Below are 20,158 nucleotides of genomic sequence, written 5' to 3' on the forward strand. Positions count from 1 at the left end.
GATGCTTAGCATTATGATTATTGATGATGAAGATTTGATTCGCCGTGGACTGGAGAAGATTATTTCCAAGCTGAATGAGGATTACCTTGTCGTGGGCAGCTTCTCGAATGGTTTCGAGGCTTCCCAAGAGCTAGATCGTCTGGCGCCGGATGTGGTGATTACCGATATTAAAATGCCCTATATGGACGGGCTGCAGTTTATAGAGGAGCTTAGACGCCGTCTGCCGGATACAAGATGTCTGATCTTAAGCGGCTACAATGATTTCGATTATGCACGGACAGCTTTGCAATATGGGGTAAAGGATTATTTGATCAAGCCCGTCGATAAGGAAGAATTACTTGCCAACTTGTCTCACATTCATGAGGAGCTGAAGGCTGCCAAGCAGGAAAAGGAGAAGGAACAGCTGCTGAGCAAAAAAGCTCAAATTAGCGATCTGCTGTTGAAAGAGCAGCAGCTGCGCAAGCTGTTTGGCGGTGATCTCGAAGCCCCGTTTGCTGGTGAGGCGGGCGGCTTTTCCATGTCCGCTGTGCTGGAGCAGTCTTATGCGGTGCTGACCATCCGTGCATCCAGTCAAGGGATGAAGGAGCAGCTGTTGGAATGGGGAAGAACGATGGTATCTGTTGGTCTAGAGTGTGCAGTAATGGAAGCGCAGATTGTTGCTTTGCTTGTTCCCTGCCAGAAGGAAGAGGATACCGGAAGATTAGCCCATAAAACAGCACTTCGCCTTATTAATGAGCTGCAATTTGCCGCCAAAGGGAAATTTGTGATCGGAATTAGCAGCAGTTATAAGGGGAGCGCATCGGCAGCAACAGCCTATAACGAAGCACTGGTATTATCCTATGCTGGTATTTACAAGCGTGAGCCATTTGCAATTGTGACGGTAAAAGAAGGAGCCAATGCCTCGGTTGACCCTGCCTTTTTCACTGGACTGATGGAAGGGGAATTTACGAAAGCTCTAGAACGGCTGGATGTAGACGGGATCGGAGCAGCTGTTCATGATTTATTTGTGGAAATAGAAAGGGTAAAACCACCTTACGCGGATATTGTTCAATTCATGGCGAATCTGCTGTATACGGCTGTGCAGAAGGTTGATGGACTGCTGGATGAGCTTGTGAAGCTGACGCCGCCGGGTATTGGAGTGTACCAGTCGGTTGCGGACTTTTTCAATTTTGCCGAGCTGAAGGAGCGGATTCTGCATCTGCTTGAGCTGTCATTGTACCGGCTGGCTTCTGTACGCAAAGAAGGCGGCAACCGGGTAATCGAGACGGTAAAGCAGCTTATTCAACAGGATTATGATAAGGATGTGGAGCTGACAGAGCTGTCGGAGAGGGTATTCCTTAATCCAAGCTATCTCAGTACGTTATTCAAGCAGGAGATGGGGCAGACGATTACGCAATACGTGCTGCAGCTTCGGATGATGAAGGCGAAGGAGCTTCTGAAGAAGCGTCTGGACCTGAAGGTGTATGAGGTAGGCGAGCAGGTCGGCTATCCGGACTCTATCTATTTCAATAAGGTGTTCAAGAAGATGGTTGGCGTAACGCCGAAGGAGTATCGGAATAAATAAAACTTTTCTGTGAAAGTACTTTCGGAAGCTTTTCAAATTATCCAAAAAAAAGACCATAAATATAAGCTTACGACATTAAATTATGAAAGCGCATTCCCTATAATTGCTCTTGTAGGTAAGCGCATTCAACACATATTCGAGGGGGCGTCGAGTTTGAAGAAAAAGCAATTGCTTTCCACAGTAGCAGTACTAGGCCTTGCAATGTCAATGGCAGCAGGGTGCGGTTCGAACAATGGTAACAACGAAGGTACACCAGCAAGTAACAACAAGGCGGACAATGCTGCCGCAACAAACACAGCAGACAACGCAGCAGCAACGAATACAGCTACAGAAGAGCCAGCTGCACCGAAGATTGCCGGCAAGGTTGTATTCACAACAAACCGGACTGACCTCGTAGATACAGAGCTTAAAACTTACGCAGATAAATTCCACGAGAAATATCCGGATGCAACAGTTGAGATTGAAGCGATTAAGGATTATGACCAAACGACAAAAATCCGTATGGCGTCCAACGAGCTGGCCGATATTAGCTTGATCCCGGGCACGGTGAAAAACTCGGATCTTCCGAACTTCTACCTGCCGGTTGATGATCTGGGACTGAACGACCGCATTTACTTCAAAGACAATCGCAGCCAAGACGGTAAACTATACGGTATTTCCTCCGGCAGCGCAGCGATGGGCGTAACGTACAACAAAAAAGCATTTGCTGCAGCTGGCATTACAGCTGTACCAAAAACGCTTGATGAGTTTTATGCTGATGCAGAAAAGCTGAAAGCAGCTGGCATTACACCACTCGCGACAAACTTTAAAGACAAATGGCCGCTGTATGGCTGGGATCAAGAGGCGTTTATTTATGCCGGTGACCCAATGCTGCATAACACAATGGCTACACAGGACGAGCCATTCGCCGTTGACGGTCCTCACTGGCAGGCGTTCTCGATCCTGAAGAAAATGGTAGACAGCGGTTATGTGGAGAAGGACCTGATGTCGACGAACTGGGAAGGTTCGAAGAAAGACGTTGCTTCCGGTAAAATTGCGATGTTCCTGCTTGGCAACTGGGTAGTACCGCAAGTTGTAGATAACGGCGCTGCTGCTGAAGATGTAGGCTTCTTCCCATTGCCGCTCGACAACAGTGGTGAAGCGAAGGTTATCCTGGCTTCCGACTACTACTACGGCATTGATAAGAACAGCGAAAATCCGGATACAGCAAAAGCATTCTTGAAGTTCCTAATCGAAGAATCCGGTTATGACGACTATGCTGGCTTCATTCCAGTATTGAAAGACAAACAGCCTAAGCTTGCTCAACTGAACGAGTTTATGGCGACTAATCCAAAAGTAATTGAGATGGCTGCTGAGAACGATGACTACCTGGCGATCGCGAACAAAATGCAATTCGACACAAGCGCATTTGCACAAGACGCTATTATGGGCAAAGACATGAAAGAAGTGTTTGCTTCTTACAACAAGAAGTGGAAAGACGCTAAGGCTGCATTAGTTAAATAAGTACGTCATTGGAAGAGAAGATGATTATCGGTATTCTTCGATAACGTTTTCTCTTCCTCCTTATCACGAAGTAAAGAAGGGCTGCCGATGTTTGCAATGAGTTACAAGGTACAGCGTTATGTCATCTTATTTTCATTCCTGACGGTTCCGCTGCTGCTGCTTGCGGTATTTTCCTTCTATCCAGCAATATATCTGGCTTGGCTGAGCTTTACCTCATGGGACGGCTACAGCCCGGAGAAGGCTTGGGTAGGCTTTAACAACTACAAGGAAATTTTCACGAATGCGGATATTTTTAGTGTATTCTCCCATAACGTTGTTTACTTCATGGGCGGGATTGTCCAGAACATTCTTGCTTTGTTCTTCGCGGTGCTGCTTAATTCACGGTTAAGAGGACGCAATACGTTCCGTGTGCTGCTCTTCCTGCCGTATATTCTGAACAGTGTTGCGATCGCTTATATGTTCACTTATGTCTACGACGCACAGAACGGCTCGCTTAATGCGCTGCTTACTTCCATCGGGTTGGAATCCTGGATTAAGAGCTGGCTCGGAGACGCTGGAATCGTCAACTACTCACTAGCTTTCATCTCGATGTGGAAGTTCATGGGCTTTAATATGGTTATTTATTTAGGTGCTTTACAATCCATTCCGGGTGACCTGTATGAAGCGGCGAAGATTGATGGAGCAGGGCCATTCAAGTCCTTCCTCTACATTACTTGGCCGAGCATTATCAAGATTGTGGAACTAAGCATGCTGCTTACGGTCAGCGGAGCACTTGAAGTATTCGATCTGCCGTTTGTAATGACCAAAGGTGGTCCAGCTGGTGCAAGCCAAACCTTCGTTACGAAAAGCGTAGAGACAGCTTTCAACTTCAGCAACTATGGTCTCGCTTCGGCGATGGGGATGGTGCTGCTGTGTATCGTGGTGTTGGTTATTTTCGTACAGCGGAAGCTGATCTTACGGGGGGAGGAATAAAAAATGTCCCGTACGATTGCTAATGTACTGAAGTACGCGGTGCTGCTGGTGGCTGTATTTGTTATCTTGTTCCCTCCTTATGTCGTCATCTTGAATGCATTCAAGGGCAATGAGGAGTATGCCAAATCCAGTGTTTTTGATTTTCCTAAGTCGTTTGCTTATCTCGAAAACTTCTCGACCGTGTTTCACCGCGGGGATATGCTTCAGGCTTTCTCGAATACAGGTGTAATTCTGGTCCTGTCTGTCCTTGGCAACGTGCTGATGGGTACGATGGTGGCATTTGCGCTGGGTCGCTTTAATTTTAAGCTGAAGTCCTGGATCCTTGGCGCTTATGTAGCGGCTACTCTTATCCCTTCCGTTACAACACAGGTGGCCACCTTCGGCATCATTAAAGAGCTTGGTCTGTTTAATTCCTTGTACGGTCCGGTGCTGCTCTATCTTGGCACGGACGTGGTTCAAATCTACTTGTATCTGCAATTCATACGCCATATTCCTTACGATCTTGATGAGAATGCCATGATTGAAGGTGCTTCTTTATTCCGAATCTATCGCTCGATTATTTTCCCGCTGCTTGCACCGGCGACAGCGACTGCGATTATTCTGAAAAGCATCTCGATCTACAACGATATGTATATCCCTTATTTGTATATGCCATCGCAAAAGCTTCGTGTTGTCTCCACAGGGCTTATGAACTTTGTTGGCGTCAACAGCGCGCAGTGGAACGTGGTGTGTGCGGCATTGCTTATCATTCTTATTCCGACGACTATTCTATATCTCATCATGCAGCGTTTCATCTTCTCGGGAATCGTCAGCGGTTCGGTTAAATAACTTAAAGTCACCATTTCATATGAAGGAGTGGACTTATGTTTATACGCAAGAAGATGCTCTCATTAAGTCTCGCGGTGCTTGTAGCCGCATCTATCTGTATGCCGGGTCTCCAAGGGACGAAGGTATACGCGGAAGAAGAAGTAGTACCTACAGCTTCATCACCTTTTATCACACGCAGCGGCGATAAACTGATGGATGGCGATCAGGAGTTCCGGTTCATCTCAGCGAACGTTCCAACCTTGTCTATGGTAGAGGATATTTATTGGCGGACGCCATCCGAGTGGGAGCAGGCGGACGCATTCCAGACGCTTGTCCAAATGGGCGGTACGGTAACAAGGCCGTATGTTCTGTCCGTGAAGAAAGCGGATGATGCGGCAGATACGGTTCGCCACATTATGGGCGTTGGTTCGGACGGCAAGCTGATCTTTAATGAAGAAGCGTTTGTTGCCTACGATAAAATGATCCAGCTCGCTGGTGAGTACGGTATACACCTCATTCTGCCGTTTGTTGACCAATATCAATGGCAGGGCGGGATAAGTGAATATGCCTCCTTCCGCGGTAAAAACAAAGAAGCTTTCTGGACCGACCCGCAGTTGATCGCGGACTTCAAATCGGTCATTGCATACACGCTTAACCGCGTGAATACGTTCACCCATGTTGCTTATAAGGATGACCCGACGATTCTCGCCTGGGAGACCGGCAATGAGCTGGTACCAGCGACGACAATATGGACGCATGATATCGCTACTTATATTAAGAGCCTGGACAGCAACCATCTCGTTCTGGACGGTAAATACGGGATCGACGATGCTTCTCTTAATGATAATGCGATCGACATCGTATCGAATCACTACTACCCGGATCATTACCCAATTTATGCTTCCCAGGTGAATGTCGACAGGAATAAAGCTTTAGGCAAAAAGCCGTTTATCGTTGGGGAGTTTGGGTTCAAGCCAACGAATGAGGTTACCTCCTTCTTGAATAATGCGATCGAAAATGGTACATCCGGCGCCATGATCTGGAGCCTGCGTTATCACAGCAGAGATGGCGGCTTCTACCCGCATACCGAATCAACGTTTAACGGTGTATTTTACGGCGCATACCGCTATCCGGGCTTCCCGTCCGGCGATGGCTTTGACGAGACAAATATGCTGGAAACGCTGAGGGACAAAGCGTTCGAGATCCGCGGGATTAGTGATCCGCCTGCGATTGAGAAGCCAGCGCCTGCGGTTATGCTGCCTGTTGATTCCGTATCGACAATCAGCTGGCTTGGCTCTGCTGGAGCTTCATCCTACCGGCTTGAACGTTCCGAGCAGCCGGATAGCGGGTGGACAACGATTGGCGAAGACGTCTATGATGCCGTTCCAACGGAATCACAGCTATTCGACGATATGACCGCAGTAACAGGACAGTCTTATTACTACCGTGTCACAGCAAAGAACAGTGCAGGGGAATCCATTTCTTCGGCAGCGGTAGGGCCTGTTGTTGCCAAGCATGTGATTTTAGATGAAATACGAAATTTCAGCAATATGTACAGCTATACATCGGATCTGGAATATGAAAGCCATGACCCAAGCTCGTTTGGCGGGGATGTATCCCGAATGAAAGCATTAGCGGCAGACAATCAGAGCGTGCAATATGCGATTCCGCTTCGTGCAGATGGCACACCAGTGAAGGTGCTGTCGGTGAAGGTGGAAGGTTATGTTGCAGCGGGCCAAAGCGATCAGAACTTCAGCTTGTCAGCCTCCAGCGATGGAACCGAATTTACAGCGGTTGAAGCGGATGTGACGGAGTCGGGCAGTGCTTGGAAGAAGCGTGTCTATACAACCGGAGAAATTGCAGATGGTGTTAAGCTGCTAAAGATTGACTACCCGGCCACTTCTACGGCAGGACAACTCGGCAAGGTAACCATTGAGTATGAGCACGATGGAACTGCTCTGACCTTCCCGGATTCCGTTCAGCAAGGCAGTATTAAGAACGGGATTTTAACAGATGACCTGAACAACTTCCTGAAGATGGATTCGAAGTCAGCGAATCTTACTATTTCATCGGATTCGACGGAATTCTACGGCGGGGATACGAAACGTTTGGCTCGTACGTCTAATGAGCATGAGTGGTTCGCCTATAAGGCGGACGGCGATATGAATTATTTCAAGTTCTTAGAGTATGCTCGTCAGAATCCAGCCGAGTTTGTCTTGCCGGATTTTAAGTTCTACACCTCGGCGAATGGAACAGATTATACCGAGTTTATGAATGTTGTGAAGTCGAGCACGATGGGCGAAGGCTATTGGGCGAGAACCGAATATATCGCTTATCAGCTTCCGGCTGGTACACGTTATGTGAAGTTTGAGTTCCCGGTTCTGCCAAAGGATTTTGCGAGCCAGACCTGGAATCCTGCGGTCAGCAGCCTGCAGATTGGTGTGGGCAGTGCGAAGCTGGATCCTCCGGCGGAGATAACTAAATCAGCGGTTATCGATGATTTTGAAGGCTACACAGGATCAAACAATGTGCTGCGAGCAGCGTACAAAGTGAACCAAGATGGTGGTTCGCCAGTTACATTGACGCTTGATGCAGCAGGCAAAGTTAGCGGCACATACGCGATGAAGCTGTCGACTGATCTCAGCAAAGGCTGGGGTGGGATGGAGAAGGATCTGGCAGGCGCAGATTGGTCAGGCAACAGCGGTATTCAGCTGTGGGTGAACCCAGGTGGCAGGGATGTTGGTCTGACTCTGCAGTTGACCGAAGGGATGACTACGCAGAGCGAAGTGTGGAAATCGGATACACGCATCAGCGGTAACGAGCCAGTACTTGTACAGCTCCCATTCCGCAACTTCTATATACCAGACTGGTGGAAGAAAGACCATGTTGGTCAGGGTAATGGTGTCGTTGATTTAAGCGATGCCGCTTCGTTTGGCTTATATTTCGATGGGACGGCTGGCGATACGAATTTAATTATTGATGATATTAAGCTTTATCGTTTGCCAACGGTTGATAACTTCGAAAGCTACGATGGCGATAATGCCAAGCTGGCAGGAAGCTACACCGTACACCCGGACGGCGGCCCAGTTACGATTTCTCTGGACGCTGGACATAAGAGCGAAGGCGAGCAAGGAATGAAGCTGGCTTATGATTTGACGGCAAAAGGATTTGCTGGTGTGATCAAATCACTTGGCGGAATTGACTGGACTGGTAATACTGGTCTTCAGCTGTGGCTGGAGCCGGATGGTCAGAACAGAGGAGTTACCGTTCAGGTGAAGGAAACAAGCGGCGAGTATTGGGAGGCCAAAGTGGCAACTTCCGGGACGGCTCCGCAGACGGTCAGTCTACCTTTCCATTTGTTCACTATGCCAAGCTTTAGCAGTAAAGATAACGAGAAGCTCGATATTAACTCGATTGCAGAGTTCTCGGTATATGTAGACCGCGGTGCAGGAGAAGCGGGTACCGGTGCTATTTATCTGGATGATATGAAGGCAGCTAAGCTGAAGGATATTGATACATTTGAGTATTATCAAGGGTCCTCCTCGCTTGCAGGTGCTGCGTATAATCGAGATACAAAAGGTGGTGATATCGCTGCCTCTCTTAATTCTACTTGGAAGAAGAGCGGCCGTTATGCTCTTAAGCTAGATTACACGTTAACTGATACTGTTGGTTACGCCGGTGTGAATAAGGCGCTTGGTGCGATGGATTGGTCAGAAGGCGGTAATGCGGTTCAGTTCTGGATGCTGCCTAATGGAGCAAATCAAGGACTGACGTTCCAGTTCAAAGAGACAGACGGCGATATTTGGGAAGCACAGATTATGATGGCAGGCACAGAAGAACAGCTGGTCACCATTCCTCTAGCAGGCTTTAGCCGTACCCGTTGGTCTACGGGGGATGGCGTTCTGGATGTGTCGAGTGTAGCGGAGTATTCATTCTATGTGAATAAAGGAAGCGGTTCAGCAGGAACGTATTCTGTAAGTCTGGACGATGTTACACTGACGACGATTCCGGTCATCGACAACTTCGATTACTACGACGGTTCAGAGCTTATCGGGCAGAAGGCTTATACTCGTAACTCTTGGGGCGGCGAACTGACGATGACGCCTGATGCGGATCATAAGGAAAGCGGCCGCTACGGAGTGAAATATGCCTACAAGTATCCAGATGCGGTAACCTTTGCCGGAGCTACCAAGCTGTTGGGATCAGCAGATTGGAACGGTCAGGATGGTATCCGGTTCTGGTACACGCCGGACGGTACGGGCAACAAACTGGTTGTACAGTTCATAGAATCTGACGGCGAGGCTTGGGAGTATTACGTCACCCTTAACGGTACAGAGCCTAAAGTATTAAAAATGCCGTTTGACCAGTTCGTTCATGCACCTTGGAATACGGCAGGCAACGGGAAGATAGATCTGGATGCAATCTCCCAGTTCTCCTTGTATGTCAATCAAGGAGAAAGTAAGTTAAATGAAGGTGTCTTGTACTTTGACTCCATTGGTCTTTATCAAGAAGAGACGGGGCCATCTCATCCAGGTACGCCTCAAGATAAGACGATCCTTGAGGTATCGGCAGGGCAGCTTAAGCCAACTGGCCAAGGTCCGGTTGAACTGAAGGCGCCAGCAGGTGTAACCACACTCAAGCTGCCTCTGCAGGCAGGAGAGCTGCTTGGACAAAGTGATCTTCACATTTCGTTTGGTGACGTAGTCCTTACGGTTGACGCAGAAGCGCTGAAGGCTACTTCTCAACTGCTCGCTCTAAGCGGACAAAGCGGGACAGCAAGCTTATATATTTCCTTAACTTCTTCGAATGGAACGGTAACCGTTCCTCAAGCAGCAGGTGAGGAATGGAAGGCAGCCGGAACAGTATACGATATCCAGGTCGGCGTCTGGCCTGCAGCTGGCAGCAAGCAAGCCTTAAAAAATTGGGCGTATCCGATTTCGATTCAGCTCCCAGTAGGTGGAAGCGTTAATCCGAAGCTAGCTGGCATCTATATGAGCGGTGCTAATGGCGGGTGGACTTATGCTGGCGGCCGTACCGATGCGAAGGGAACTGTAATCCGTGCGTTCATCACGCAATCCGGAAGCTATGCTGTACTCACAAGAGCGAAGCATTTTGCAGATATCCCGGCAGATTCATGGGCAAGTGACGCGGTGCAGCAGCTTGCAGCTCTGCAAATTATTAAGGGCATTGATGCGGAGCATTTTGCACCAAACCGCTCTATTACAAGAGGTGAATTTGCAGTCATTCTGGCGAAAGTGCTGCAGCTGCCTGCGGCCGAGAAGCTGACGTTCACGGATGTGAAGGCAGAAGCTTATTATGCAGCTTCGATTGCAGCAGCTGCACAGGCCGGTTTAATTAATGGCCGCGATGCAGATACTTTTGCGCCAAATGATAATATCAGTCGTGAAGAAATGGCTGCTCTTATTATCCGCGCTTATGAGTTGAAGCATGGGGTAGTTAACGCTGATGAACATCAATATCACGACATCGCTAATATTTCCAGCTGGGCACTCGAAGCGATTAACAAGGCTTTTGCCTCCGGTCTGATGAATGGTGTCGGTGGCGACAACTTCGCGCCAGGCAAAGAGGTTACACGTGCAGAAGCTGCTGTTGGGCTAGCACGTCTGCTCGATAGACTGCTGTCATAAAGTATTATAAAAAGGCGCCGAAGTATGGCGCCTTTTTATAATAGAGACAGAAGGATGTCTCTTGTATAATGAATCTAGTAACTAACTGGAACTTATAGGATGGAGCTGATTTATTTGCTGAAAGGGTTAACTCGTGCAGGACTTGGAGCAATCGGCGATGACAAAGCTTTTATAGAATTAGCGGCACAGTATGGTTTTCAATCGGTCGATTTAGATCCAGTAAGCTTGATTCAAACGTACGGAGTAGATGGGGCAAAGGATTTGCTTGCTGCCAACAACATATCTATTGGTTCCTTTGGACTTCCAGTAGAATGGCGCGGCTCGGATGAAGCATTCCGGGACGGTCTGCCGCAGCTTGAGGAGCTTGCCAAAGCAGCTTCCGTGCTGGGTTGCACAGCATGCTGTACTTATATTTTGCCGGCTACCGATCTATCACCTGGAACGTTCACGATTAAAGCCGTTCTGCGCTTAAGAGAATGCGCAAACGTGTTAAATACTTACGGCATTAAGCTTGGACTCGAATTTGTTGGTCCGCATCATTTGCGTACGGCATGGAAATATCCGTTTATTTATTCTATGGAGGATACGCTGGCCTTTGCTGATGCAATCGGCACTCCAAACGTTGGCCTTCTGTTGGATGCTTACCACTGGTATACGAATGGGCTTACAACAGAGGATCTCGATCAGCTCACTCCAGAGCAGATTGTCCATGTTCATATTAACGACGCGAAGGATATTCCAGTAGAAGATGTGCTGGATAACGATCGCTTGTATCCGGGCGAAGGCGTCATCGATCTGGCAGGCTTCTTAACCAGCTTGAAACGTATCGGCTATACTGGTGCAGTTACACAGGAAATTCTGACACCGGGCGACAGCGTTACGCCATCTGTAGAAGAGGCGCTCCAGCGCTCGAAAGCCGGCTACGATAAGGTGTTTGCTAATATTTAATAGGGTTTCATCGTGAAAAAGGCTCTCCCGATAGATAGGGAGAGCCTTTTTACGTTTGGATGAAGATTACGACTGATTAAGCGGCTTCGTGAGCAGGCAGTGTGACGTAACTTAGCACCTCGAGTGGTGAACCAAGCGCCGCACAAGCCGCACGAAAAAGTAACTAATCGACTGATCTCTGCTGCCTTATGCAGCTCAATATGAGCCGCAGCAGCTCCTAGTCGTCCAACGTAATGCAAATGTGTAGGTTATTGTGCACGTAACTCATAAACTAGCACATCCTGCTGTAAAAGTGCAGGCCATTTGAGTAAATCGGGCTAGTTATCGGGTACAACGAATAAATGAACTGCACATTTGCATGATGATGGTCCGTCGTGCCGCTGTGGATCAATTTTACCTGTACTTTAGCAGGTTGTTGCAAACTGCCCGCCAATAGAACTCATTCCTGCCATCTTCAAACTAACTATTTCATTATGAACCGCAGCGGCTCATGCGAGTCTAAACATAATGCTAAAATACATGTGATTGAGTACGTAACTCTAAAACTAGCTGAATCCTGCTGTAAAAGTGCAGGTCATTTAAGTGAATTGGGCTAGTTTTGGGGTACATTGAGTAAATGACCTGCACATTTGCATGATGATGGTCCGTCGTGCCGCTGTGTATCAAATTTACCTGTACATTAACAGGTTGTTGCAAACTGCCCGCTAATAGAGCTCATTCCTGCCATCTTCAAGCTAACTACTTAACGTCTCATCAGAGGCTTAACGATGCAACGCATCGTTAAGCCTCCCAAAAAGCAACTCTACCAGCAGCTTAACGATGTCGGATATCGTTAAGCTATCCTTTTCCCGGACGCCTGCTCTGCCCCCTAAGGAAACACCAGCTCCACAGGCACAACGATATGCTGTGGATCATACGTGTGCTTGATCTGATCAGACATTAGCATAACAGCCGAACGGGCGAGCGCCTGCTCGTCCTGTTGGACGTAAGGGACATGCGGGATGTCGGGATTATCGAAGGAGAAGAGCTCGACTTCCGTACGTCGTTCAATTAATTGAAGAGCCTGCCAGGTTAAGCCGGCGATTTCTTCCGTTAGGGTGAAGGCAGCTGTAACTGTTGGGTGCGTCTGCAGGAAATCAGTTATATAGTCGAGCGCCCGCTCGCTCCGCAGTACTTCAAGCGGAACATGGCACCAGAGGCTTTTATCAATGGATTCACCTTGATCGATATAAGCTTTCTCAAAGCCTATCGTCCGGTCTTCAATAGCAGTATTGGAATTCTCAGGAGAGATGAGTGCGATCTGGCGATGTCCCTTGGATAGTAGATGGGTCACCGTCCGGTAGGCCCCGCCGTCATTATCCGATGTAATCGTATAAGTCTCGATATTACGTAAGAAACGGTCTATGAATACAAAAGGGAACTTGTCGAGCGATAAACGGAGCAGAGACTCGTTATATTTCTCATCCTCGGTAGGAAATACAATAAGCCCCTGAACACCCGCCTCTACCAACGTGCTGATCGCACGTGATTCTTCGGCGGCATGCTCACGGGTGATGCTGAGAATCATCTGGTAGCCAGCTTCTTTTAAGTAGAATTCCATATAATCGACGAGCTTCTGTATGACGGTCGTCTTCATAGTAGGAATAATGAAGCCGATGAAAGGTACTTTTGGCGGCTCGGGAGCAGGTGGTTTGACCTCAACAGGCTTGAGATCCGCTGCGACAAATGTTCCTTTACCTTGAATACGAGTAACCAGTCCCTCGTCAGCCAGCTCGGTCAGTGCATTCTTGACGGTAATCTTACTTACCTTGAATTCATCCATTAATTCCTGCTCAGAAGGGATACGATCAAGCGGCCGAAGCTGCCCCGAAGCAATCCTTTCTTTAATCTCAAGTTGGATCTGTTTATACAAAGCTGTCTTTTTCACTATTACACCTACTCTCAATAAATAAATATGCTTTTATAACCAATTGGGTATATAAATAATACTTTACGCCTATTATAATCTAATTGTGAAGCGCTTACAATGACTCAAGCAAGAAAAAAGCTTAACCAATATGTGAGGGGGAATCGTCAAATGAAAAAAGGGATTACGTTAACAGCAACCTTAGCATTGGCACTCATGTTGGTCTTATCCGCTTGCAGCTCCGATAATTCTTCGGGGAAAGCAACAAAGGTGGTCTTCTGGACCTTTAATGAACTGCATCAGAAATTTTTCGAAAGTATGGCGGACAAATGGAATGAAGCTAACCCAGATGAACAAATCAAATTGGTAGCGACAACATTCCCTTATGATGACAACCACAACAAGCTGCAGGTTGCTCTGCAATCCGGCAAAGGCGCTCCTGACATGGCAGACATTGAGATCAGTAAGATCGGTAACTTCCTGAAAGGCGAGCCGCAGCTCGTACCGCTCAACGATATCGTAGAGCCGAATAAAGACAATCTGGTTATGTCCCGCCTCGACAACTATGCGAAAGATGGCCAATACTACGGCATCGACTACCATGTAGGCGCCCAAGTGATTTACTACAATAAAGAGATTCTTGATCAAGCTGGCGTAGATGCGGATAAAATCATCACTTGGGATGACTTTGAAGCAGCCGGCAAGCAAGTACTTGAGAAAACAGGCAAGCCAATGACAACAGTTGAGACAACTGACCAATGGTCGTACTGGCCGCTTGTTGTTGAGCATGGTTCCGACTTCTTGGATAAAGACGGCAATGTTACGTTGAACGATCAAGTGAATGTTGACGTATTGACGTACCTACAAAAACTCGTTAACGAAAAAGTGGCGGTTGTTGCTCCAGGCGGCTTCCATCACTCTGAAGAATACTACGGATTTATGAACGGCGGCGGAGCAGCTTCGGTCTGGATGCCTATGTGGTACATGGGCCGCTTCACGGATTACATGGCTGATTTGAAAGGCAAAATCATCATTAAGCCATTGCCTGTCTTCAAACAAGGTGAAATGCGTTCTTCGGGTATGGGCGGTACAGGTACCGTTATTACGAACCAGTCCAAGAACCAAGAGCTTGTGAAGAAGTTCCTTGAATTCGCTAAAGTATCGAAAGAAGGCAACATTGAGATTTGGAAACAGCTTGGCTTTGATCCAATCCGTACGGATGCTTGGACGGATCCAGCTATGAACGAGTCGAACAAATACACGGATTACTTCGGCAAAGATATTTTTACATTCCTGAGCAGCCTGAAAGACGAAATCGCTCCAACAAACATTAAAGAGAAAACACCTGCAGTATCTGATGTGCTCAAAACAAAAACCATGTTCCAAGCGCTTAATGATCTGAAAGATCCGAAGCAAGTATTGGATGATTCAGCTGCAAGCATCAAGTAATGAGTTCGTTTAGCCAAGTTAAAGGGTAAAAAAATTAAGCTTCACCGCTTTGCTGGAGGGCTCGCAAGCCAGCCCTTCAGCAAAGTTATCCTTATCTGGAGAGGAGCGAGCAAGCGCCTTATGAAGAAACTTTTATACAATCAGCGAATCGCCCCTTATGTCTTCGTGCTGCCGTTCGTGCTTTCATTAGCTATCTTTTTCGTATATCCAGTTTTTTCGACCTTCATTATGAGTTTTCAGGAAGTGCTGCCTGGACAGACCCATTTCATCGGCTTAGACAATTACAGGAATCTATGGGACGATTCCTTTTATACCGCGCTTTGGAACAGCTCGAAATATACGTTCTGGACCATCCTAGTTCTTATTCCGTTGCCGTTAGTGCTGGCGGTGTTCCTTAACTCCAAGCTTATGAGATGGAGCGCGTTCTTCCGTTCGACCCTGTTCTTACCGGCTTTGACCTCAGTGGTAGTGGCGGGGATTGTCTTCCGGCTCGTGTTTGGCTCGCTTGATAATTCCGTCATGAACACATTCCGTCATGCATTTGGTCTTGAAACGATTAATTGGCTTGGCAGCAGTACGACAGGCATGCTTGTACTGGTAATCTTGGCGACATGGCGTTATGCAGGCATTAACATCATTTACTTTATGTCGGCGCTGCAAGCTATCCCAAGTGAGCTTTATGAGTCGGCGAGTATTGACGGTGCGAATACCTGGAACAAATTCTGGCGTATTACGCTTCCGTTGCTCAAACCGATTGCGATCTATGTCATTACAATCAGCATTTATGGCGGCTATTCGATGTTCACGGAAAGCTTCATTCTATGGAGCGGCAACCATTCGCCAAATGACATTGGTCTGACGATGATCGGACTGTTATACCGTAATGGGATTGAGAAAAATGAGCTTGGGCTTGGTTCTGCAATTGGTATGATCCTGCTGATGCTCACGATGATTCTCAATGTTGTACAACTTCGTTTATTCGGTTTGTTTAAGAAGGAGGATTAAACATGAGCGCCAAATGGAATCGTCCTCAAACGTGGCTTTTACTCGCCTTATTCGTTCTATTTGCAGCCTTGTCGGTCTTTCCTTTCTACAGCTTGCTGTTAGCATCCTTTAAGCCGTCAAAGGAACTGTTACGCTTCGGGCTAAACATTAGTCTGCAGCCGGACTTATTATCCTTCCATAACTATTCGTTCATCTTCTCAAGTGGAGCAGAGAAATACCTGATCTGGTATAAGAACAGCTTAGTCATCACCGTTGTTTATACCATCTTCTGTATGCTGCTCTCCTCGATGGTTGGTTATGGATTAGCGATGTACCGCTTCAAAGGCCGTAATATTATCTTCTTGTTCGTCCTTCTGGTCATGATGGTACCGGTAGAGATCATTATGCTGCCACTGTACAAGCAGATGATTGCTATGAACCTGATTAATACGTTCAGCGGTGTCATCTTACCGTTTGTCGTATCGCCGCTGCCTATCTTCTTCTTCAGGCAGTACGCAGCAGGTCTTCCGAAAGACTTCCTCGATGCTGGAAGAATCGATGGCTGCTCGGAGTACGGGATTTTCTTCCGAATCTTCGTGCCGCTCATGACACCGGCCTTCGGGGCGATGATTATCGTACAGGCGCTTGCCAGCTGGAACAGCTTCGTATGGCCGTTAATCGTCCTGAACTCGGGTGAAAAGCTAACACTGCCAATTGGTCTATCGAGTCTCGTGACCCCGTATGGTAACAACTACGATATTCTCATTGCCGGATCAGTGCTCGCCATTGTACCAATTATGATCGTCTTTATCTTTTTCCAACGCTATTTCGTCTCCGGCCTAACCGTGGGTGGCGTTAAAGGCTAAAAGACCAATACTAAAGAAGCAGGTGACAGGATGGGAGTCCACCAATCAGAAATTAACGGAGTTAAACCACTTATTGAGCAAAGAGCGGATCCTTTCATCTATAGACATACGGATGGCTGCTACTACTTTGTTGCTTCTGTTCCAGAGTATGACCGTATTGAAATTCGCAAGGCGAGTACGATACAAGGGCTTTCAGAGGCAGTGCCTGCAGTTGTATGGCGAAAGCATGAAACGGGAATGCTCAGTGCGAACATCTGGGCGCCGGAGCTGCATTTTATCGATGGAAAATGGTACGTTTACTTCGCGGCGGCACATACATCAGAAACAAATGAAGGCTTGTTTGATCACCGGATGTACGCATTGGAATGTGGAGATGCTGACCCGCTGGAAGGCGAGTGGGTAGAGAAGGGGCAGGTCCGTACAGCCTGGGAGAGCTTCGCACTGGATGCGACAACCTTTGAACATAATGGCGATCGTTATTATGTCTGGGCGCAGAAGGATCCTGACATCGAAGGAAACTCCAATCTTTATATCTCCAAAATGAGCAACCCATGGACACTGACCGGCAAACAAACGATGATCGCCATGCCAGATCTGGACTGGGAGAGAATCGGCTTTAAGGTTAATGAAGGTGCAGCGTTTATCCGCAGAGGAGATCGTGTCTTTATTGCCTACTCAGCAAGCGCGACTGACTTCAACTACTGTATGGGGCTGCTCGAAGCATCCGCAGATGCAGATCTGCTTGATGCAGCGTCATGGGACAAATCACCGGTACCGGTACTGACGACTGATGAGCTTCTTGGTATGTATGGTCCCGGCCATAACAACTTTACCGTAGCTGAAGATGGGGAAACCGCTTTATTCGTCTTCCACGCAAGAACGTACAAAGAGATTGTTGGTGATCCGCTGTACGATCCTAACCGTCATACCTTTGTAACGGAACTGTTGTGGACCGAGGACGGAAGACCCGATTTCCGGGCATCCGTAGCGGGATTGCAGCTTCCTCATGAGGAAGCGTCCTCGTAGATAGAGGAGCCTAACAAACAAAATGGCTGTCCTAAAAGTCCATTATAAGACTTTCGGGACAGCCATTTAGCGTAAAAACTGACTTCTCATTGTAGCAAGCTGCACTGGATTTGTTGCAGGATAACGGAGTGCTTTTAACAGACAACTTACTCTACATTGGAGTCTGTGCAGTATAATCAGTCTAATTTGTACGATAGTGGTTCATTGTGGACCTTTGTATTGGAGTGAATCCAACGTAAATTAGTAAACCATCGTTTCACCATGATTTTATTGGACTAAATCCAGTGCGCGCTGAGAAGGAAACGAGGCTGTTCCAAAAGTCGTTTGAAATTGACTTTTGGGACAGCCTCATTCGTATGCCTATCAGGATTGCGTTTGTGATACCGACTTGAACCAGTCGTTAACTTCCTGCGTGATTTGATCGCCTCCGTTGGCTTTCCAACTGGAGATGAAGGTATCAAATGCGTCGATCGGAAGCTTGTTGTAAATGATTTTGTTGAACGTCTCCAGCTCGGATTGACGGAGGAGGTTCCACTTGGAGATCATCGTTGGTGTTGCTGCACCTGTGAAGTAGTTCTGTTTGCGGATGTCGATCTGCGACATAACGACCTTTGCAGCGTACCAGTTCTCCGGCTTACGGAATTCAAACAGTTGTTTCTCATACGGTGTTTCCGGCTGTTTGCCTTCGGCTAGCTTGACAAGCGACTTCATGTACAAGTCCGGGATACGGGCAGGGCCAGTGATGAACTGGAAGTCGTTGTTGAATTCCTTGATTTTAGACTCGTCACTCGTTGGTTCTCCATCGACGACATCCCAGTCGTAGCCTTTGGCAAAGCCATACTCATACTCGCTGCCAACGGCCGGGTTCGCAAGGTTATCCAGCAAGTAGTTGTAGTAGAGAATGATAGCTTCTGGATGCTCAGCATTTTTGTTAATCATGAAGCTGCTGTTGACACCGGAGTTTTGCCACTTCGTGCCGATCTTGCCATCTGGACCTGCTGGAACCGGATAGGCTTTATATTTCGCGCCATTAACGTTCTTAAGCAGGTCAGGTGCCGGCCAGTCCGGAACCCAGTTCGCGCCAGGCAGGACGCCTGCGTTGCCCTTTGTCCAGATTTCGGCAGACTTGCCTTCATCCCAAAGGGCAGCGTCTGCAGCGGACACTCCGCGCATCGCAGATTTTATCGGTGCTCTGCCGATTCTAATTGTATATCCGTTTCTTCAGCGCTTTTTGTCAAGGGTGTTGTCATTGGTGCTGTAAAGGAATAACAATAAAACCCACCTGTCTCTAACGCGGTCGCTCATCTTTGAGAGACCGCGTTAGAGGTTTTTTATTTCTAAAGGAATAGGGTATAATTAATTGTTGACTTTGATAATGAGAATTGTTATCATCACCTTAGTCAAAAAACGAGATTACAACATAATAGTTTGTAGGGGGATGTTTTCGTGTTCGGTAAGAGTAAAAAACTAATTGTAGTTCTTCTAAGTGTAATGGCACTTTCACTTATCCTCGCAGCATGCGGAGGGAATAAAGAGAATAACGCAAATAATACGAATAATGGAGCAGCGGAAAGTGCATCACCTTCGGCAGATGCGACTGAGAATGCAGCAGCACCAACGGAACAAAAGCTGACTGACGGCCTTGGTAACGAAGTTACGATTCCGGCTAATCCGCAAAAAATTATTGCTTCTTACCTGGAAGATTACCTGGTTGCTCTTGGCGTGAAGCCAGTTGCACAATGGAGTGTTCCAAACGGAATTCAAGACTACCTGCAAACGGATCTGAAAGATATCCCAACAATTTCGTATGACCTTCCATTCGAAGCTGTGACAAGCTTTGCTCCTGATCTTCTGATCCTTGGTTCAAACAGCACAGTTGATGGCGGCAAATACGAGCAATATAATAAAATCGCTCCAACCTTCGTACTTGGTGATGAAGTGAACAGCGACTGGCGAAAAGCCCTGCTGAAGATCGGTGAAGTTTTGCAGAAGAGCGACAAGGCTCAAGAAGTGCTGAGCGCTTACGAGACGAAAGCAACTGACGCGAAAGCTAAGCTTCAAGCAGCTATTCCAGACCAATCTGTTGCAGCACTGTGGCTTGTAGGAAACAAATTCTTTGTTGTTAGCGATAAGCTGTCAAGCGGCGCAGTTCTCTATAATGACCTTGGTTTGAAAGTTCCCGCTGTTGTGCAAGAGATCTCCGCTGCTGGAAAAGGCAGCTGGAATGAAATTTCCCTTGAGAAGCTTGCTGATCTGGACGCTGACCATCTGATTCTGATCAATAGCGACAAAGCTACTGGCTCTGAAGCGCTGAAGGATCCGATCTGGCAATCCATTCCGGCCGTTAAGAACAACCATGTCTATGAATACGATGGTGAAGGTTCATCCAGCTGGTTATACTACGGACCAGTAGCTAGCTCCCAAATGATCGATAATGTATTAAAAGATATTGTGAAACAATAAGAAGTAGGAAAGGAGGGAGCTG

General features: G+C 47.4%; 13 protein-coding genes and 1 pseudogene. 12 read left to right on the forward strand and 2 right to left on the reverse strand.

Going from position 1 to position 20,158, the window contains the following annotated elements; genetic code table 11:
- Position 1 precedes the first annotated feature (1 nt).
- The 6 genes from FHS17_RS12195 (at position 2) to FHS17_RS12220 (ending at position 11,442) form a co-directional block, all read left to right on the forward strand.
- On the forward strand, positions 2-1,564 hold the full coding sequence (locus FHS17_RS12195) for a response regulator (protein ID WP_167278668.1): 1,563 nt from the start codon (positions 2-4) through the stop codon (positions 1,562-1,564).
- Between the two features lie 153 nt (positions 1,565-1,717).
- Positions 1,718-3,067: an ABC transporter substrate-binding protein gene (locus FHS17_RS12200; protein ID WP_167278669.1), complete on the forward strand. Its 1,350-nt coding sequence runs from the start codon at positions 1,718-1,720 to the stop codon at positions 3,065-3,067.
- Positions 3,068-3,154: 87 nt separating this feature from the next.
- Entirely contained in the window at positions 3,155-4,039 is an 885-nt protein-coding gene (locus FHS17_RS12205; RefSeq protein WP_167278670.1) for a carbohydrate ABC transporter permease, read from the forward strand.
- Positions 4,040-4,042: 3 nt separating this feature from the next.
- Positions 4,043-4,867 (forward strand): carbohydrate ABC transporter permease, encoded by an 825-nt coding sequence (locus tag FHS17_RS12210; protein ID WP_167278671.1) that lies wholly within the window; start codon positions 4,043-4,045, stop codon positions 4,865-4,867.
- A gap of 35 nt (positions 4,868-4,902) precedes the next feature.
- A complete protein-coding gene (locus tag FHS17_RS12215) occupies positions 4,903-10,494 on the forward strand; it encodes an S-layer homology domain-containing protein (protein ID WP_167278672.1) in 5,592 nt (1,863 codons plus the stop codon).
- 114 nt (positions 10,495-10,608) lie between these two features.
- Complete coding sequence (locus tag FHS17_RS12220) at positions 10,609-11,442, forward strand: sugar phosphate isomerase/epimerase family protein (RefSeq protein WP_167278673.1); 834 nt, start codon at positions 10,609-10,611, stop codon at positions 11,440-11,442.
- An 868-nt stretch (positions 11,443-12,310) separates the two neighbouring features.
- On the opposite strand, the gene FHS17_RS12225 is transcribed toward FHS17_RS12220, so the two are convergent.
- Positions 12,311-13,369, reverse strand: coding sequence for a GntR family transcriptional regulator (locus FHS17_RS12225; protein ID WP_167278674.1), 1,059 nt, complete (start codon positions 13,367-13,369; stop codon positions 12,311-12,313).
- Between the two features lie 150 nt (positions 13,370-13,519).
- Between FHS17_RS12225 and FHS17_RS12230 the strand changes: the two genes are divergently transcribed.
- From FHS17_RS12230 to FHS17_RS12245, 4 genes are all read left to right on the forward strand, one after another.
- Entirely contained in the window at positions 13,520-14,797 is a 1,278-nt protein-coding gene (locus FHS17_RS12230; protein WP_167278675.1) for an ABC transporter substrate-binding protein, read from the forward strand.
- Between the two features lie 120 nt (positions 14,798-14,917).
- Positions 14,918-15,802: a carbohydrate ABC transporter permease gene (locus FHS17_RS12235; protein WP_167278676.1), complete on the forward strand. Its 885-nt coding sequence runs from the start codon at positions 14,918-14,920 to the stop codon at positions 15,800-15,802.
- A 2-nt stretch (positions 15,803-15,804) separates the two neighbouring features.
- The gene (locus tag FHS17_RS12240) at positions 15,805-16,647 is read left to right on the forward strand and encodes a carbohydrate ABC transporter permease (RefSeq protein WP_167278677.1); all 843 of its coding nucleotides are present in this window, start codon (positions 15,805-15,807) and stop codon (positions 16,645-16,647) included.
- A 30-nt stretch (positions 16,648-16,677) separates the two neighbouring features.
- Positions 16,678-17,673 (forward strand): glycoside hydrolase family 43 protein, encoded by a 996-nt coding sequence (locus FHS17_RS12245; RefSeq protein WP_167278678.1) that lies wholly within the window; start codon positions 16,678-16,680, stop codon positions 17,671-17,673.
- 363 nt (positions 17,674-18,036) lie between these two features.
- Here the strand turns inward: FHS17_RS12245 and FHS17_RS12250 are convergent, their stop codons facing one another.
- Positions 18,037-18,846, reverse strand: a complete 810-nt coding sequence (locus tag FHS17_RS12250; RefSeq protein WP_243865310.1) for a type 2 periplasmic-binding domain-containing protein — start codon at positions 18,844-18,846, stop codon at positions 18,037-18,039.
- Here FHS17_RS12250 and FHS17_RS31100 point away from each other — a divergent pair.
- A pseudogene (locus tag FHS17_RS31100) lies at positions 18,828-18,942 on the forward strand (carbohydrate ABC transporter permease); the annotation flags it as partial. The gene FHS17_RS12250 and the pseudogene FHS17_RS31100 overlap by 19 nt on opposite strands.
- 177 nt (positions 18,943-19,119) lie before the next feature.
- Complete coding sequence (locus FHS17_RS12260; RefSeq protein ID WP_341805820.1) at positions 19,120-20,136, forward strand: iron-hydroxamate ABC transporter substrate-binding protein; 1,017 nt, start codon at positions 19,120-19,122, stop codon at positions 20,134-20,136.
- The last annotated feature ends 22 nt before the right edge of the window (positions 20,137-20,158 follow it).

Source organism: Paenibacillus lupini (assembly GCF_011761355.1).
Lineage (GTDB): Bacteria > Bacillota > Bacilli > Paenibacillales > Paenibacillaceae > Pristimantibacillus > Pristimantibacillus lupini.

What these genes read in the sequence shown, in the direction of transcription:
- FHS17_RS12195 (WP_167278668.1), top strand. Translation starts at nt 2, where the DNA reads ATGCTTAGCATTATGATTATTGATGATGAAGATTTGATTCGCCGTGGA.
- FHS17_RS12240 (WP_167278677.1), top strand. Translation starts at nt 15,805, where the DNA reads ATGAGCGCCAAATGGAATCGTCCTCAAACGTGGCTTTTACTCGCCTTA.
- FHS17_RS12210 (WP_167278671.1), top strand. Translation starts at nt 4,043, where the DNA reads ATGTCCCGTACGATTGCTAATGTACTGAAGTACGCGGTGCTGCTGGTG.
- FHS17_RS12230 (WP_167278675.1), top strand. Translation starts at nt 13,520, where the DNA reads ATGAAAAAAGGGATTACGTTAACAGCAACCTTAGCATTGGCACTCATG.
- FHS17_RS12215 (WP_167278672.1), top strand. Translation starts at nt 4,903, where the DNA reads ATGTTTATACGCAAGAAGATGCTCTCATTAAGTCTCGCGGTGCTTGTA.
- FHS17_RS12205 (WP_167278670.1), top strand. Translation starts at nt 3,155, where the DNA reads ATGTTTGCAATGAGTTACAAGGTACAGCGTTATGTCATCTTATTTTCA.
- FHS17_RS12235 (WP_167278676.1), top strand. Translation starts at nt 14,918, where the DNA reads ATGAAGAAACTTTTATACAATCAGCGAATCGCCCCTTATGTCTTCGTG.
- FHS17_RS12245 (WP_167278678.1), top strand. Translation starts at nt 16,678, where the DNA reads ATGGGAGTCCACCAATCAGAAATTAACGGAGTTAAACCACTTATTGAG.
- FHS17_RS12250 (WP_243865310.1), bottom strand. Translation starts at nt 18,846, where the DNA reads ATGCGCGGAGTGTCCGCTGCAGACGCTGCCCTTTGGGATGAAGGCAAG.